Annotated in this window: 15 protein-coding genes; 11 read left to right on the forward strand and 4 right to left on the reverse strand. The window is 73.8% G+C overall.

The window, feature by feature from the left end:
• Window positions 1–43: 43 nt before the first annotated feature.
• The 5 genes from hisG to ACIOJE_RS25515 all read left to right on the forward strand — a co-directional run bounded on the left by hisG (window position 44) and on the right by ACIOJE_RS25515 (window position 5,286).
• The gene (gene hisG / locus ACIOJE_RS25495; protein ID WP_280685085.1) at window positions 44–892 is read left to right on the forward strand and encodes an ATP phosphoribosyltransferase; all 849 of its coding nucleotides are present in this window, start codon (window positions 44–46) and stop codon (window positions 890–892) included.
• A gap of 208 nt (window positions 893–1,100) precedes the next feature.
• A complete protein-coding gene (locus ACIOJE_RS25500) occupies window positions 1,101–1,541 on the forward strand; it encodes a PH domain-containing protein (RefSeq protein WP_280685084.1) in 441 nt (146 codons plus the stop codon).
• Window positions 1,542–1,814: 273 nt separating this feature from the next.
• Window positions 1,815–3,158, forward strand: coding sequence for a hemolysin family protein (locus ACIOJE_RS25505; protein WP_400779082.1), 1,344 nt, complete (start codon window positions 1,815–1,817; stop codon window positions 3,156–3,158).
• Window positions 3,155–4,201 (forward strand): hemolysin family protein, encoded by a 1,047-nt coding sequence (locus tag ACIOJE_RS25510; RefSeq protein ID WP_280685082.1) that lies wholly within the window; start codon window positions 3,155–3,157, stop codon window positions 4,199–4,201. Before ACIOJE_RS25505 ends, ACIOJE_RS25510 begins: the two co-directional genes overlap by 4 nt.
• Window positions 4,202–4,299: 98 nt before the next feature.
• The gene (locus ACIOJE_RS25515; protein WP_280685081.1) at window positions 4,300–5,286 is read left to right on the forward strand and encodes an NAD-dependent epimerase/dehydratase family protein; all 987 of its coding nucleotides are present in this window, start codon (window positions 4,300–4,302) and stop codon (window positions 5,284–5,286) included.
• Between the two features lie 96 nt (window positions 5,287–5,382).
• Here the strand turns inward: ACIOJE_RS25515 and ACIOJE_RS25520 are convergent, their stop codons facing one another.
• Both ACIOJE_RS25520 and ACIOJE_RS25525 read right to left on the reverse strand, forming a co-directional pair.
• Complete coding sequence (locus tag ACIOJE_RS25520) at window positions 5,383–7,395, reverse strand: AAA family ATPase (protein WP_280685111.1); 2,013 nt, start codon at window positions 7,393–7,395, stop codon at window positions 5,383–5,385.
• A gap of 408 nt (window positions 7,396–7,803) precedes the next feature.
• Window positions 7,804–8,436 carry a uridine kinase gene (locus tag ACIOJE_RS25525; protein ID WP_400779085.1) on the reverse strand — a complete coding sequence of 211 codons (633 nt, stop codon included), beginning with the start codon at window positions 8,434–8,436 and terminating at the stop codon, window positions 7,804–7,806.
• A gap of 209 nt (window positions 8,437–8,645) precedes the next feature.
• Here ACIOJE_RS25525 and ACIOJE_RS25530 point away from each other — a divergent pair, with 209 nt between their 5' ends.
• Window positions 8,646–9,809, forward strand: a complete 1,164-nt coding sequence (locus tag ACIOJE_RS25530) for an acyl-CoA dehydrogenase family protein (RefSeq protein ID WP_400779087.1) — start codon at window positions 8,646–8,648, stop codon at window positions 9,807–9,809.
• A gap of 243 nt (window positions 9,810–10,052) precedes the next feature.
• On the opposite strand, the gene ACIOJE_RS25535 is transcribed toward ACIOJE_RS25530, so the two are convergent.
• Window positions 10,053–10,505, reverse strand: coding sequence for a hypothetical protein (locus ACIOJE_RS25535; RefSeq protein ID WP_400779089.1), 453 nt, complete (start codon window positions 10,503–10,505; stop codon window positions 10,053–10,055).
• A gap of 228 nt (window positions 10,506–10,733) precedes the next feature.
• Between ACIOJE_RS25535 and ACIOJE_RS25540 the strand changes: the two genes are divergently transcribed.
• The 5 genes from ACIOJE_RS25540 to fxsA all read left to right on the forward strand — a co-directional run bounded on the left by ACIOJE_RS25540 (window position 10,734) and on the right by fxsA (window position 15,738).
• A complete protein-coding gene (locus ACIOJE_RS25540; protein ID WP_280685078.1) occupies window positions 10,734–11,174 on the forward strand; it encodes an Lrp/AsnC family transcriptional regulator in 441 nt (146 codons plus the stop codon).
• Window positions 11,175–11,205: 31 nt separating this feature from the next.
• Window positions 11,206–12,819: an amidohydrolase gene (locus tag ACIOJE_RS25545; protein ID WP_400779091.1), complete on the forward strand. Its 1,614-nt coding sequence runs from the start codon at window positions 11,206–11,208 to the stop codon at window positions 12,817–12,819.
• 41 nt (window positions 12,820–12,860) lie between these two features.
• Window positions 12,861–13,319, forward strand: a complete 459-nt coding sequence (locus ACIOJE_RS25550; protein WP_280685076.1) for an N-acetyltransferase — start codon at window positions 12,861–12,863, stop codon at window positions 13,317–13,319.
• A 144-nt stretch (window positions 13,320–13,463) separates the two neighbouring features.
• The gene (gene lnt / locus ACIOJE_RS25555) at window positions 13,464–15,104 is read left to right on the forward strand and encodes an apolipoprotein N-acyltransferase (protein ID WP_400779093.1); all 1,641 of its coding nucleotides are present in this window, start codon (window positions 13,464–13,466) and stop codon (window positions 15,102–15,104) included.
• A gap of 55 nt (window positions 15,105–15,159) precedes the next feature.
• Entirely contained in the window at window positions 15,160–15,738 is a 579-nt protein-coding gene (gene fxsA / locus ACIOJE_RS25560) for an FxsA family membrane protein (RefSeq protein ID WP_280685074.1), read from the forward strand.
• Between the two features lie 115 nt (window positions 15,739–15,853).
• Here the strand turns inward: fxsA and ACIOJE_RS25565 are convergent, their stop codons facing one another.
• Window positions 15,854–16,228 (reverse strand): RNA polymerase-binding protein RbpA, encoded by a 375-nt coding sequence (locus ACIOJE_RS25565; protein WP_031071348.1) that lies wholly within the window; start codon window positions 16,226–16,228, stop codon window positions 15,854–15,856.
• Between the last annotated feature and the right edge of the window lie 79 nt (window positions 16,229–16,307).

Consider the following 16,307-nt stretch of genomic DNA (forward strand, 5'->3'; position numbering starts at 1 on the left):
TCGAACTGCACACCCCTCCCAACAGGTAAGGAACCAACCTCCCATGCTGCGCATCGCCGTCCCCAACAAGGGTTCGCTCTCGGGTCCCGCGGCGGAGATGCTCCATGAGGCCGGCTACCGCCAACGGAAGGACCCCAAGGAGCTCGTTCTCGTCGACCCGAACAACGAGGTCGAGTTCTTCTTCCTGCGCCCGCGCGACATCGCCGTCTACGTCGGTTCCGGCCGCCTGGACGTCGGCATCACCGGTCGCGACCTGCTGCTGGACTCGCACTCCAACGCCGAGGAGGTGCTCGCCCTCGGCTTCGCCGGGTCGACCTTCCGCTTCGCCCGCCCCGAAGGCGTGGCCGTCGAGGACGTCAAGGGCCTGGAGGGCCTGCGGATCGCCACCTCCTACACCGGGCTGGTCGAGCAGCACCTCGCCGACCACGGCGTGAAGGCGACCGTCACCAAGCTGGACGGCGCGGTGGAGACCGCGGTGCAGCTGGGCGTCGCCGACGTGATCGCCGACGTGGTGGAGACCGGCACCAGCCTGCGCAACGCCGGCCTGGAGGTGTTCGGCGAGCCGATCCTGATCTCGGACGCCGTGGTGATCCGCCCCAAGGGCGCGGGCGAGGACGCCCGCGTGGAGCAGTTCCTGCGCCGCCTCCAGGGCGTGCTGGTGGCCCGCCGTTACGTGCTGATGGACTACGACATCCGGGCCGAGAAGGTCGGCGCCGCCGTGGCGCTCACCCCCGGCCTGGAGTCGCCGACCGTCTCCCCGCTGCACACCGAGGGCTGGGTGGCGGTGCGTTCGATGGTGCTCCGCAAGGAGGCCCAGCAGATCATGGACGACCTGTGGAGCATCGGCGCCCGGGCCATCCTGGTCACCAACATCCACGCCTGCCGCCTCTGAGCGGCGCGGCGGCGACCGCGCCCGCCGCGATGCGGGTAAGGAACGGTTGAATGGGGCGGGGACGCCGGTCGGCGTCCCCGCCCTTTGCTGGATCCGCCCGCTCGGATCCGCGCCCCGCCCCGAACCGCCGTCCGCGACGACCGCCGTTCCCGGAACGAGCCTTCCCGGGAGCGACCGTTCCCCTGAACCACCCCACCGGAGATCCCACGTGTCCACGCCGCCCGTCGAGTTCCCCGTCACCTGGGCGCCGCGCCGCACCCGCGCCGTGCTGCTGCCGGTCTGCGTGCTGCTGGTGGTGCTGTTCGCCGTGATGGCCGTGCTGCTCCCGGAGAACTGGCAGCTCAACGACCGGATCATGATGGCGGCCAGCGGTGTGCTGTTCGCGTGCGTGGGCCTGATGCTGGCCCGTCCCCGGGTGAGCGCCGACGCGCAGGGCGTGACGGTGGTCAACTTCGTCCGCAGCCGCCGGCTCTCCTGGGCCGAGATCGTCCGGGTCAACTTCCGCCAGGGCGACCCGTGGGCCACCCTCGACCTGGCCGACGGCACCTCGCTCGCCGCGGTCGGCATCCAGTCCGGCGTCGGCAAGGCCCAGGCGATCGCGGACGCCCGCGCCCTGCGTGATCTGGTCGAGCACCACGCCCAGGCCTGAACCCCGGGCCGCCACCACCCCATCCAGGCCCATCCAGGCCCGCCCGAGCCCAGCCAGGGCCGTCCGGACCCGCTCCGACCTGGGAATCCTCGGTCGGGCGGGTCCGAACACTCCTCCTACCATCGTCCCGGTATGGTCTACGCTGGTAAAAGCAGGGCAAAGCTTCCGCCCTGCCCGAAAGCGACCTGAGGAGTGACACTCCCCCTCGATGGACGATCCGTCCGGTAGTACCTGCGCCGCCCACCTTCCTGTCAGCGGAAGGCAGGCGGCACTGTGATCACCGCCTGGCTGCTGTTGCTCGCAGCCCTCCTGCTGATCCTCGCCAACGGCCTGTTCGTGGCCGCCGAGTTCGCCTTCGTGACCGTGGAACGCGGGGCGGTGGAACGTTCCGCCGCGACCGGCGACGCCAAGTCCGGCCGCGTCGCCCGTGCCCTGCGGCACCTCTCGTTCGAACTGTCCGGCGCCCAGCTCGGCATCACCGTCACCTCGCTGGTGGTCGGCATGCTCGCCCAGCCGGCCCTGTCCACCCTGCTCAGCCCCGTCATGACCGGTATCGGCGTGCCCGCCTCGGCCGCCCGCGGCGTCGCCGTGGTGGTCGGCATGGTGCTCGCCACCGTGGTGCAGATGGTGATCGGCGAGCTGGTCCCGAAGAACTGGGCGATCTCCCGTCCGCTCCAGGTGGCCCGCGCGGTCGCCGCCCCGCACATGGCCTTCTCCTTCGTCTGCCGCCCGCTGATCAGCTTCCTGAACGGGGCTGCCGACCGGACGGTCCGCGCCTTCGGCGTCGAGCCGCAGGAGGAGCTGGAACACGCCCGCACCCCGGCCGAGCTGGTCGCGCTGGCCCGCCACTCGGCCAAGGCCGGCGCGATAGACGAGGAGTCGGCGACCCTGTTCGTCCGCACCCTGGGCCTGAGCGAGCTGACCGCCGAGTCCGTGATGACCCCGCGGATCGACGTGGCCGCCCTCCAGATCGACGCCACCGCCTCCGACGTGGTCAACCTGACCCGGGCCACCGGCCTGTCCCGCTTCCCGGTCTACACCGACAGCCTGGACGAGGTCACCGGCATCGTGACCCTCAAGGACGCCCTCGCCGTCCCGGCCGCCCGCCGCGGCCTGGTCCGGGTGGGCGGGCTCTCGTCGCCGCCGCTGCTGGTGCCCGAGACCCTGCCCGCCGAGCGGCTGCTCGACCAGCTGCGCCGCCTCCAGCCGATGGCCATCGTGGTCGACGAGTACGGCGGCACCGCCGGCGTCGTCACGGTCGAGGACATCGTCGAGGAGATCGTCGGCGAGGTGCAGGACGAGCACGACCCCGCCGACCGCCCCGAGCTGCTGTCGCTGCCCCCGCTGAACGGCCTGCCGGCCTGGGAGGCCGACGGCCGCGCCCGGATCGACCAGCTGGAGGCCATCGGCCTGAACGCCCCGGACGGCCCGTACGAGACGCTGGCCGGCCTGGTCTCCGACCTGCTCGGCAAGCTGCCCGAGGTCGGCGAACAGGCCGAGCTGCCCGGTTGGCGCCTCACCGTCACGGGTGTCGACCGGCACCGCACCAGCCAGGTCCGGGTCGAGCGCACCAGCGCACCGGCCTCCTTCGGTGAGAGCCAGGAGGACGCCCGATGACCGCGCTCCAACTGGCCGTCGCCGTCCTGCTGCTGCTCGGGAACGCCTTCTTCGTCGGCGCCGAGTTCGCCGTCGTCTCGGTGCGCCGCAGCCAGGTCGAACCGCTCGCCGAGGCCGGCCACAAGCGCGCCCGCACCGTGCTGCACGCGCTGTCCAACGTCTCCGCGATGCTGGCCGCCGCCCAGCTCGGCATCACCGTCTGCTCGCTGGGACTCGGCGCCCTCGCCGAGCCGACCATCGCGAGCCTGCTGGAGGGCCCGTTCCACGCGATCGGCATCCCGTCCGGTCTGATGCACCCGCTCTCGTACGGGATCTCGCTGGCCGTCGTGGTCTTCCTGCACATGGTGATCGGCGAGATGGTGCCGAAGAACATGGCCATGGCCGGCCCGGAGAAGGCCGCGCTCTGGCTCGGCCCGCCGCTGGACCGGCTGGCCCGCTGGCTGGCCCCGGTGATCCGGGTGCTGAACGCGTTCGCCAACGGTGTGCTGAAGCTCTTCCGGGTCGAGCCCAAGGACGAGGTCGAGTCGGTGTTCACCACCGAGCAGCTGATGTATCTGCTGGTCGACTCCCGGGACGCCGGCCTGCTCGACGAGGGCCGCCAGGAGCGCCTGGAGGACGCCCTGGAGCTGGGCCACCGACCGGTCACCGAGGTGCTGCTCAAGCCCGAGCAACTGGTCACCGTGGACACCAAGGTGACCGCCGCGGAGGTCGAGGAGCTCGCCCTGCGCACCGGCTTCTCGCGCTTCCCGGTCACCGACGGCGACCCGGCCGGCCACGGCTACCTGGGGTACCTGCACCTCAAGGACGTCCTCGACGTGGAGGACCCGTCCGCGCCCGTCCCGGCCCGGCTGTGGCGCCCGATCACGGTGCTGCGCGGCAGCCTCCCGCTGGACGACGCGCTCGGCGCGATGCGTCGCGCGACCTGCCACCTGGCCGCCGTGCTGGACCAGGACGGGCGCACGCTCGGCGTGGTCATGCTGGAGGACGTGCTGGAGGAGCTGGTCGGCGAGATGCACGACCCCGACCACCGGTCCGCCGGCTGAGGTTCCCCGTTCCGCTGACGGCGTGTCCGCTGCGGGCGATTCCGCCCTGAGCGTTCAGCTCTTCCCATGCCGGCCACCCTGGGCGCAGGGTGGTCGGCATGAGGCTTCTCCTGCTGGGTGGAACGAATTTCGTCGGACGGGCCGTCGCCGAGGAGGCGCTGGCCAGGGGATGGGAGGTGACGGCCCTCAACCGCGGCACGCAGCCCGCGCCCGAGGGCGTGACCGTGCTGTCGGGCGACCGCACCGCCGAGGGCGGGCTCGCGGCGCTGGCGACGGGGGAGTGGGACGCGGTGGTGGACACCTGGTCCTGGGCCCCGGCGGCGGTGCGCGACAGCGCCCGGCTGCTCAACGGCCGGGTCGGCCACTACGCGTACGTCTCCAGCCGGTCGGTGTACGACTACCCGCTGGTCGGCGGGGCGGACGAGTCGGCGCCGGTGGTCGCGTCGTCCCCGGACGCCGAGGGCGAGGTGCCCTACGCGGAGGCCAAGCGCGGTGCCGAGCTGGCGCTGGAGGCGGAGTTCGGCGGGCGCGCCCTGCTCGTCCGGGCCGGGCTGATCCTCGGCCCGTACGAGAACATCGGCCGGCTGCCCTGGTGGCTGAACCGGATCGCCCGCGGCGGCCCGGTGCTCGCCCCCGGCCCGCGTGACCTGCCGCTGCAGTACATCGACGCCCGCGACCTGGCGATCTGGACCCTGGACGCGGTGGCGGCTCGGCTCGGCGGCCCGTACAACGTGGTCAGCCCGGCGGGCCACACCACGATGGGCGAACTGCTGGAGGCCTGTGTGCGGGGCACCGGCTCGGACGCCGACCTGCGCTGGACCGACCCCGAGCGCATCCTGGCGGCCGGCGTCGAGCCGTGGACGGAGCTGCCGATCTGGCTGGCGCCCGGCGAGCTGTACGACTTCCTGCACGGCGCGTCCGTGGCCCGGGCGGTCGGCGCCGGGCTGCGCTGCCGGCCGGTGGCCGAGACGGTCGAGGACACCTGGGCCTGGCTGCAGTCGATCGGCGGCGGCGCCCCGCAGCGCGCCGACCGACCGAACGTCGGGCTCGACCCCGAGCGCGAGGCGAAGCTGCTCCGAGGGTGAGCGTGCGAGGGCGTGTCCGACGATTCGCGGTGGATCAGCGTGCTCCGGCCTCGCGCGCCCGGCGGAAGTGGCCGGACCCGCCCAGGGGAGCCGGTCTCAGCCGCGGCCGTCGATCAGCTCCCCGTAGGCCTGGACGAGGTCGGGCAGGCGCAGGGTCGCCAGGTCCTCCCGGCCCGGCGGCTCGCGCAGCAGGGAGAGCCGCAGGTCCCGGTAGGCGCAGGACTTCTCGTACAGGGTGCGGATGAACCGGCCGTTCCCCAGCTCGTCGATCCAGCCCTCGCGGACCACGTGGGTGCAGATGCTGGCCAGCTCCTCGGCCGCGTCCTCGTCCCAGCCGTCGCCGTCCCGGCCGGCCAGCGCGGCGCCGATCGCGGTCAGCTCGTTCGGGCGGTAGCTGGGGAAGTCGACCCGGGTGGTGAAGCGGGAGTTGAGGCCGGGGTTGGTGGCGAGCAGCCGGTTCATGCCCTCGGGGTAGCCGGCCAGGATCACCACCAGGCGGTCGCGGTTGTCCTCGGCGCGCTTCAGCAGCACCTGGAGCGCCTCGTCGCCGTAGGCGTCGCCCTTGGTGTAGCCGGAGTTGGAGAGGCTGTACGCCTCGTCGATGAACAGCACGCCGTCCAGCGCGGAGTCGATCAACTCGTTCGCCTTGACCGCGGTCTGGCCGAGGAACTCGCCAACCAGGTCGGCTCGTTGGGCCTCGACCAGGTGGTCCCCGGAGAGTAGTCCGAGGGCGTGGAAGACGCGTCCGAGGATCCGTGCCACGGTGGTCTTCCCGGTGCCGGAGGGGCCGGAGAAGACGAAGTGGCGTTTGGGGGGCTGGACGGGCAGGCCCTGCGCGGCCCGAAGCCTGGACATCCGCAGCTGTGCCGACAGCGCCCGCACCTGGCGCTTGACCGGCTCCAGGCCCACCATCAGCGAGAGCTCCGCCAGCGCGGCGTCCAACTCGCGCTCGTCGTCGACCGGTTGGGCGGCCGGCCCGGGGACGGTACGGGGCTGGGCCTCGGCGCGGACGGGCAGCGGCGCCGGTGCGGCGGAGCCGCCCGGTGCACCCGATCGCTCGCCGGCCGCCTGCGGTGCGGGGTCCGGAGCCGGGGGGACGCCCTGGCCCGGCCCCGCGGCGAACCCGGGCCCGTCCGCGTACCCGGGCGCGTCCGCGAATCCCGGTCCCTCGGTGAACCCGGCCTCCTCGGCGTACCCGGGCCCGCCGGTGAACCCGGACGCCCCGTCGCCGAACCCGCCCGTCGCGGGGTACCCGGCCTCGTCCTGGAGGTCGGCCTCGTCCGGCTCGACGTCCTCGATCCCGGCCGACCGACCGCCCGCCGGCGAACCGCCGCTCGACAGACCGCTCGACAGGCCGCCCGACAAGCCGTCCGACAGGCCGTCGGGCAGGTCGTCCGCCAGGGCGTCCTCCGCCGTGATCGCGGCCAGCCGCGCCGCGGTGTCCATGAACACCGGATCGGCCCGGTGCACCGCCCGGTAGAGCGGCAGCGCGGCCGCACTGCGCCCGGCCCCCTCGTACGCCCGGGCCAGCCAGTACCGCAGTTCCTTGCGCTGCGGCTGCTCGGAGCGGCAGCGGGCCAGCGAGGCGGCCAGCGGCGCCTGCGCCTGGGCGCACATGTCCAGCCGGACGCGTGCCATGCCGGCGAACAGCCCGGCCTCGATGCCCAGCAGCGGGTCGTCCAGTAACCGGTCGGTGTCCCGGATCAACTGCTCCCAGTCCTTGAGCAGATAGGACCGGCAGGCGTACAGGAACTGGGCGGACGGGTCCTCGCTGGGCGCCGGGCACTGTTCCAGCGCCCGGTCCAACTCGGCCAGGTGGCGGCCGTCCAACCAGTGCGAGGCGTGCGCCAACGCGAGGTCGCGGGCGTCCTCCAGGACGGGCTGCACCCACCAGCCCAGCCAGTACCAGGAGCTGAGCGGCCGTCGGTGCCGGTGCCGTTGCTCACCGAACCGTTTCTGGTTGCGGTACATGGCCAGCAGCGCCGCCGAGGTGTCGCTGCGCAGCGCGTGCAGGCCGAGCCAGGCGTCGGCCATGCCCGGGTCCAGGCGGACGGCCGCGCGGAACTCCTCCTCGGCACGGGCGTACGCGCCCGCCGTGTAGGCGTCCATGGCACGTTGCCACGCGCGGTCGGCGAGCCGGTCCGGGCCGCCCGCGTTGCTGTCGGAACTGTCCACCGTCGTCACTCACGCCCCCCGCGGCTTGGCCCGGGGCTCGGTGGCGGGTTGCCTGCGTGCAGCCGGGCCGGTGGTCGGAAGCCCCCGGGCGCATATGCGCCTGCGAGGAATCGTACCGGCGTGGCGCTGATCCGGAAGGGTGCCGCACGGAGTCAAATGCGATCGTGCGAGCGGTCGTTGAGCGGGTGGCGGCCCAATCGGCGGTGGGGGAGCGTGATTCGGAAAGGGACCGGACGGCGCCCCCGGCTCACGGGGGAACAAGTCGGGGACGCCGGGTCCGAGGCGGCCGGAACATCCCGTTCCGGCAGCTGATGAGAACCTAGAACCTGGCGATGCCGCAGGTCAAGGGCTTGTTGAAGGTTCACCCACGGTGCCCGGCGTGATTCGCCCGGTCACCCCGTCGACCCTCGTCCCGGCGAACGGGCGGCTCGGATCGGCGGCGAAATGCGCCGATTCGGCCCGGGCCCAGCCGGCCCAGAACTCGGCCAGTTCCGGCCCGTCGCGCTCCTCGCCGCGCCGCCGGGCCGAGGCGGCGTCCAACTCCATCCAGATCACCCGGGCCAGCCACGGCCGCACCGCCCGTCGCCCGGCGCCGACACCCTCCACCAGCACCACCGGGGCGGCCGGCACCGCGGCCGTGCCCGCGAAGCGGCGCAGCGTCCAGTCGTACACCCTGTGCGCGCCGTCCCGGCCGGCCGCCAGCGGCTCCAGCACCTGCGCACGCAGCCGCCCGGCCCAGGCGAAGGGCTCGGCGTGGGTGGCCAGATCGTCGAGGTGGACCACCGGCGCCCCGCCGAGCGCCGCCGCCAGCCGCCCGGCGAAGGTCGTCTTGCCCGAGCCCGCGTGCCCGTCCACCGCGACCAGCCGCACCGGTCCGCAGGACGGCGGCAGCGCGCACAGTTCCGCCGCGAGCGAGGCCAGCGCGTCGCCGGTAGCGGGCGGAAGGGCGGGGGAGAGGGTTCCGGATGCAGCCACAACGTCAACCCTACGGTGCCGTAGCCCACCACTCCGGCCAGTTCCTCCAGGGTGATCGTGACGGCGACGCGGGTTTCCGGCATACTCGCATCGCCATGCCTGTGAACGGCCGTTCACCGTGATCCGGTGCCGGTCGGGCCGACCTGCCACACCCGCGCCGGACCAGCCACACCACGGTTCGGCGCCCGAACGAGGAGGCGACCGCCGCCATGACCCCGTCCCCTGTGAAAGCCGTGGAGCGCCAGCTGCCCAGCGAGGAGGCCCACGAGCTGCTGAGCCTCACCCGGGATCTGGTCCAGCGCGAGCTGCAGCCCCGCGCGGCCGAGGACGAGGCCGCCGGCCGCTTCCCGCGGGAGGTCTTCCGCACCCTCGGCGAGGCCGGCCTGCTCTCCCTGCCCTACGACGAGCAGTACGGTGGCGGCGAGCAGCCCTACGAGGTGTACCTCCAGGTGCTGGAGGAGCTGGCGGCCGGCTGGCTGGCCATCGGCCTCGGCGTCAGCGTGCACACCCTCTCCTGCCACGCGCTGGCCACCTTCGGCACCGAGGAGCAGCGGGCCCAGTGGCTGCCCGGGATGCTCTCCGGCGAGCAGCTCGGCGCCTACTGCCTCTCCGAGCCGCAGTCCGGCTCGGACGCGGCCGCGCTGCGCACCCGTGCCGACCTCGACGGCGACGCCTACGTGGTGAACGGCACCAAGGCGTGGATCACCCACGGCGGCCGGGCGGATTTCTACAGCGCCCTGGTGCGCACCGGCGGCGAGGGCGCCAAGGGCATCAGCTGCCTGCTCGTCCCGGGCGACGCCCAGGGCCTGTCGGCCGCCCCGCCGGAGCACAAGATGGGCATGCGCTCCTCGCCGACCGCGCAGCTGCACTTCGACGGCGCCCGGATCCCCCGCGGCCGGCTGATCGGGGAGGAGGGCCAGGGCTTCCAGATCGCGCTCGCCGCCCTGGACTCCGGCCGGCTCGGCATCGCCGCCTGCGCGGTCGGCGTCGCGCAGGCCGCGCTCGACCTCGCGGTCGACTACGCGCGCACCCGCCGCCAGTTCGGCCGCCCGATCGCCGACTTCCAGGGGCTGTCCTTCATGCTGGCCGACATGGCCACCCAGATCGAGGCCGGACGGGCGCTCTACCTGTCCGCCGCCCGGCTGCGGGACGCGGGCCGGCCGTTCTCCAAGGAGGCGGCGATGGCCAAGCTGTTCTGCACCGACGCCGTGATGCGCGTGACCACCGACGCCGTCCAGGTGCTCGGCGGCTACGGCTACACCCAGGACTTCCCGGCCGAGCGCTACATGCGCGAGGCGAAGGTGCTGCAGATCGTCGAGGGCACCAACCAGATCCAGCGCCTGGTGATCGGCCGCCACCTCACCAAGGGCTGAGCCGAGGGCTGAGCCGAGGGCTGAGCCGAGGGCCGCACCAAGGACTGAACCGAGGGCCGCACCAAGGACTGAACCGAGGGCCGCACCGAGGACTGAACCGAGGGTCGAACCACGGGCCGAAGCAGGAACCGAACCGCGGGCCGAGGCCCGCTACGAACGGCCTCCGGCCGTCACTCCAGGGTGCGGAGTGACGGCCGGAGGCGTCTTCGGCGCTGCGTCGACCCGCCCGTGCGGGCGGCCGGATCAGCGCCGGACGAGGTGGCGGCGCTGCTCCGGGATGGCCGGGGTGACGGCGGCGGTGCGCACCGGCGGGTGCGCCACCGCGTGCGAGAACGGCTGGGTGCGCCAGTCGAGTTCGGTGGGGAGCCGGAACAGCGCGTCGAGCCCGGCGGGTCGGGCGTCCGCGGGGCTCTCGACCTCGTCGAGGTCGTCGGTCGGCGTGCCCGAGCCCGGGCAGAGCGCGGGGGCGAAGGGGTTCCAGGCGGTCGGCAGCAGCGCGTGCTGCGGCAGCCGCTCCTCGTCGGCCACCAGGGCGATCGGGCGGCGGCACTCGGGGCAGTGGACCCGGAAGATGTCCCAGGTCTCGGCCTCGCCCGGATCGATGCCCGGGCCGTGGCCGTGATCGACCGCGAGGTCGTCGCGGCCGGTCGTATCGTCGGTCTCGTCGGCGCCCAGGGCACGCTGGTCAGTCGGCATGAGGATCCCCCTCGGATCGGGCCCGGCGTGGTCGCCCGGGGCCAAGACCAGCACTTCCCTGCGATTCGGGCTCATAACCCTGCGGTCCGGTGCACCGTGATGCACCGGGTGTGTCCTTGGCCACATCCACCGCCACATTCGCCCGGCATTTGCCCGGCTGACACCTGTGGCCGCCCGTTGTGACACCGCGTGCGCCCCCGTGCCCCCGACCGGGTAGGTTTGCGCACTGTGGAGGATCTCGACCAACGCATCGTCCAGCTGCTCCTAGAGGACGGCCGGATGAGCTACACGGACCTGGGCAAGGCCACCGGCCTGTCCACCTCGGCGGTGCACCAGCGGGTGCGCCGCCTCGAACAGCGCGGGGTGATCCGCGGCTACACCGTGATCATCGACCCCGACGCCGTCGATCTGGCGCTGACCGCGTTCATCTCGGTCAAACCCTTCGACCCCAGCGCCCCGGACGACACCCCCGAACGGCTGGCCGGCCTGCCCGAGATCGAGGCCTGCCACAGCGTCGCCGGCGACGAGAACTACATCCTCAAGGTGCGCGTCGGCGCCCCCGGCGACCTGGAGGACCTGCTCGCCCGCATCCGCAGCGCCGCCGGCGTCTCCACCCGCACCACCGTCGTCCTCTCCACCCCGTACGAGGCCCGACCCCCGAAGCTCTGAGCGCGAACCCCGCAGGTGCAGACTTAGCGGCATGACCGAACGCACCCCCCGGACCGTCCTGCTGCGCGGCGGCGCCGTCTACAGCCCCGCCGACCCCTTCGCCACCGCGATGCTCGTCGAGGGCGAGCACATCGCCTGGGTCGGCAGCGACGGCGCCGCCGAGGCGTACGCCGCCACCGCCGACGAGATCGTCGAGCTGGACGGCGCCCTGGTCACCCCCGCCTTCGTCGACGCCCACGTGCACGCCACCGCCACCGGCCTGGCGCTCACCGGCCTCGACCTCACCGGCAGCCCCTCGCTGACCGCTGCCCTCGCCGCCGTCACGGACTTCGTCGACGCCCGCCCCGAGCCCGGCGGGGTGCTCATCGGCCACGGCTGGGACGAGACCGGCTGGCCCGAGGGCCGCCCGCCCACGCTCGCCGAACTCGACGCCGCCGCCCGCGGCGCCGCGCTCTACCTCTCCCGCACCGACGTGCACTCCGCCCTCGCCACCACCGCGCTGCGCACCCTGGCCGGCGGCCTGGCCGAGCGGCCCGGCCACTCCGCCGAGGGCCCGCTCACCAAGGACGCCCACCACGCCGTCCGGCAGACCGCGCTGGCCCACCTCACCCCCGTGCAGCGCCACCGCGCCCAGCGCGCGACCCTCACCCGGGCCGCCGAGCTCGGCATCGGCGCGCTGCACGAGTGCGCCGGCCCGGAGATCTCCTCCGAAGCCGACCTGGCCGCCCTGCTGGCCCTCGCGGCCGACCAGGAGGGGCCCGAAGTCTTCGGCTACTGGGGCGAGTTGGGCGGCGTCGAGACGGCCCGCCGGCTCGGCGCGGTGGGCGCCGGCGGCGACCTCTTCGTGGACGGCGCGCTGGGCTCGCACACCGCCTGCTTGCACACCCCGTACGCCGACGCCGCCCACACCGGCACCGCCTACCTGACCGCCGAGCAGGTCGCCGACCACGTCGCCGCCTGCACCGAGGCCGGGCTCCAGGCCGGCTTCCACGCCATCGGCGACGCGGCCGTGACCGCCGTCCTCGACGGCGTCCGGGCCGCCGGGGAGCGGGTCGGCGCCGGGCGGGTCAAGGCCCTGCGCCACCGCGTCGAGCACGCCGAGGCGCTGGACGACAAGGCCATCGCCGCCTTCGCCGAACTCGGCCTCACCGCCTCCGTCCAGCCCGCCTTCGACGCCGCCTGGGGCGGCCCGGAGGGCATGTACGTCCAGCGGCTCGGTGCCGAGCGGGCCGCGGCGCTCAACCCCTTCGCCGCCCTGCTGCGCGCCGGCGTCCCGCTGGCCTTCGGCTCGGACGCCCCGGTCACCCCGCTCGCCCCCTGGGGCACCGTCCGCGCGGCCGCCTTCCACCGGACCCCGGAGCACCGGATCTCCGTACGCGCCGCCTTCACCGCACACACCCGCGGCGGCTGGCGTGCGATCGGCCGCGACCAGGACGGCGTGCTCGTGCCCGGTGCGGTCGCCAGCTACGCGATCTGGGCCGCGGACGAACTGGTCGTCCAGGCCCCCGACTCCCGGGTGGCGGGCTGGTCCACCGACCCGCGCTCCGGCACCCCCGGCCTGCCCGACCTCACCCCCGGCCGCCCCCTGCCGGCCTGCCTGCGCACCGTCGTCCGCGGCCGCACCGTGCACCGGGCCGCCGAATAAACCCAGGCGGGAGTGCGGAGAAGGGCCCTAGGTTGATCGCCATGACGACCCACCCACTGGTGCCCGCGGACTTCACCGTCCCCCGCGAGCTGCTCGCCCCGGAGTTCCGCCTGGAGCCCCTGGGCGAGCAGCACAACGACTCGGACCTCGCCGCCTGGACCAGCAGCATCGAGCACATCCGCGCCACCCCCGGCTTCGTCGGCCGCAACTGGCCGCCCGTCGCCGGGATGACGGCGGAGCAGAACCTGGCCGACCTGCGCGGGCACGCCGCCGACTTCGCGAACCGCACCGGCTTCACCTACACCGTCCTGGACCCCGCCGGGGGCGAGGTGATCGGTTGCGTCTACCTCTACCCCGACCGCGAGGACCCGTCCGTGGCGGTCGTCAGCTCCTGGGTCCGCGCCGACCGCGCCGGACTCGACGCCCCGCTGTACCGGGCCGTCCGCGCCTGGCTCGCCGAGCGGTGGCCGCTGGACGAGGTCCGGTACGCGAGCCGCTGACCCCGCCGACCCCGTCACCGGGCCGCCCCCGCCAAGGGCCTGCCGTCGCTACCACCCTGACCTCACGCTTCACCGACGTTCCGGGGTACCTTCTTCGGACAGCGTCCGAACAGCAAGACCCAGGAAGATGGTGCGCCGGTGGCCATGCCCGTCACCCAGGAGCGGTCCGGGGCCGCCCCCGAGCCGGCGGAGTCGGCGCCCAGGCCCGGCCGGGCCGCCCGTGCCGTGGCCAAGGTCCGGGCAGGTCTTCCCCGGACCGGCCTCGCGGCCCTGGCAGGCCTGCTGCTCGCCCTCGCCTTCCCGCCCTTCGACCTGTGGCCGCTGTCGCTGCTCGGTGTCGCCGCGCTCTCGCTGCTCACCCGGGGCCGCACCGTCCGCCAGGCGGCCTGGACGGGCTTCGCCTTCGGCCTGCCGTTCTTCCTGATGCTGCTCAGCTGGCTGCGGGTGGTCGGCTGGGACGCGACGGTCGGCCTGTCGGTCGTCGAGGCGCTGTTCCTCGCCGTGCTCGGCAGCGGCCTGGCCCTCACCTCCCGGCTGCCGGCCTGGCCGCTCTGGGCCGCCTGTCTGTGGATCACCCAGGAGTGGGCGCGCGACCGGCTGCCGCTGGGCGGCTTCCCGTGGGGCCGCCTCGCCTTCGCCAACACCGCGACCCCCTTCACCCCGCTGGCAGCGCTCGGCGGCGCACCGCTGGTGACCTTCGCGGTCGCCCTCTCGGGCGCGCTGCTGGCCTGGGCCGCGCTGCGCCTGCGCGGGCCGCTCAAGGCCCCGAAGGCCGCCGCGCTGGCGGCGCTGGGCGCGGTGGCCGCGCTGCTGGCCGGCTACCTCGTCCCGGTGCCGACGGCGCCGGCCGACACCGTGAAGGTCGCCATCGTCCAGGGCAACGTGCCCAACCCGGGCATGGACTTCCTGGGCCGCCCGATGATGGTCCTCAACAACCACGCGGCGGCGACCGAGCGCCTCGCCGCCGACATCGCGGCCGGCAAGGTCGAGCGCCCCGACATCGTGATCTGGCCGGAGAACTCCTCCGACCTGGACCCGTTCAGCGACCCGCTCGCCTACCAGCGCATCGACCAGGCCGTGAGGACGATCGGCGTGCCCACCCTGGTCGGCACCCTGGTGGACGGCCCGGACGCGCAGCACGTCCAGAACGAGGGCATCGTCTGGGATCCGAAGACCGGCCCCGGCGCCTCCTACACCAAGCAGCACCCCGTCCCCTTCGGCGAGTACGTGCCGTTCCGCGCCCAGCTGATGAAGGTGATCACCCGCCTCCAGCGGGTCGCCCGGGACTTCTACCCCGGCGACCACAACGGCGTCATGCAGCTCGGTCCGGCCCGGATCGGCGACGTGATCTGCTTCGAGGTCGCCTACGACGAGATCGTCCGCGACACCGTGGACAGCGGCGCCCGCGTCCTGGTGGTCCAGACCAACAACGCGACCTACGCCAAGACCGGGCAGCCCGAGCAGCAGCTCGCGATGAGCCGGCTGCGCGCGGTCGAGCACGGCCGGGCCGTGCTGATCGCCGCGACCAGCGGCATCAGCGCGGTGATCGCCCCGGACGGCACGGTGGTGCAGCGCACCGGGGAGATGACCGCGGCCGAGCTGTCGGCGGTCGTCCCGCTGCGCGACGGCACCACGCTCGCCGACCGGGTCGGCGCCGTCCCGGAGTGGACGCTGGCCCTCGCGGGCCTGCTGGCCTGCGCCGCGGGCCTGCTGGTCGGCCGCCGCCCCAAGAAGGCCGCCGGAACACCGGCCGCCGAGGGATCGTTGGACCAGGTGGTGCCGTAGCCGGCCCGGACCTCCCGTGCGGCGCGCAGAGCACCGCTTGGAGTGGATTCGTACCGTGACCCAGCAAGCTACCCCCACCCGTCCGGCACCGCGCGGCAAGCTCCGCCGGGTGCTGCCGCTGCTGATCACCGCCTGGCTGGTGCTGGAGATCTGGCTGCTGGTCCACGTGGGCTCGTGGTTGGGCGGATTCGTCGTCGTGATGCTGCTCATCGCGGGCGCGCTGATCGGCGGTTCGCTGATCAAACGGGCCGGACTGAAGGCGCTGTCCGCGGCGATCGAGCAGAGCAAGGACCCGAAGTCGGAGCAGCCCCAGACCGGCACCAGCCTGACGGTGCTGGCCGGCCTGCTGTTGATCGTCCCGGGCTTCCTGTCGGACGTGGTGGCGCTCACCCTGCTGCTGCCGCCCACCCGGGCGCTCTGGCGGGCGGTCGGGCGCCGGGTGGCCGACAAGGCGCTGCGCAGCACCGTCGCTGCCGGCACCGATCCGTTCGCGGACGCGATGCGGCTGCAGGAGCACCTGCGCATCCACCGCCCGGACGGCAAGGTGATCCAGGGCGAGGTGGTGGAGCCGGGCGCAGGCCCGCGCGGTCCGCAGGGCCCGGACACCGGCTACCGCCCGCCGATCGCGGGCTGACCCCCACCCGGTCGGTTCCCGTCTTCGGGCGGGAACCGACCGGCGGCGGGAACGCGAAAGGGACCCTGGTGGCCAGGGTCCCTTTTCGCGTCCTCCCGCCGAAGCGGGAGCGAGGTCAGGCGCTCTTGCGGGTGTCCCGCGGGTGCACCGCGAGGTTCATTCCGCCCGAGCGGAGCACGGCCAGTCGCTCGGCCAGTACCTCCTCCAGCTCCTCGCGGGTCCGGCGCTCCATCAGCATGTCCCAATGGGTGCGCGTGGGCTTGGTCTTCTTCTCTTCCGGCTCGTCACCGTCGAGGAGTGCCGCCTCCTGGCCGCAGAAGCGGCATTCCCAGGTCGCGGGGATCTCCGCCTCGACCGAGAAAGGAACCTCGAATCGGTGTCCGTTCTGACATGCATACTCGACGGTCTGGCGGGGAGCCAGATCGATACCGCGGTCGGTCTCGTAGCTAGTGGCCCCGAGTCGCGTGCCGCGGAGAGCTCGCTCGCTCATGAATCGTGCCTCCCGGGCTTATGGCCCACAGGACTAGTGGTCGCTGTTCTTCGTCGTTCGGTCAACGCTCGGCTTCCGA

Source organism: Kitasatospora sp. NPDC087861, assembly GCF_044742585.1.
Taxonomy (GTDB): Bacteria; Actinomycetota; Actinomycetes; order Streptomycetales; family Streptomycetaceae; genus Kitasatospora.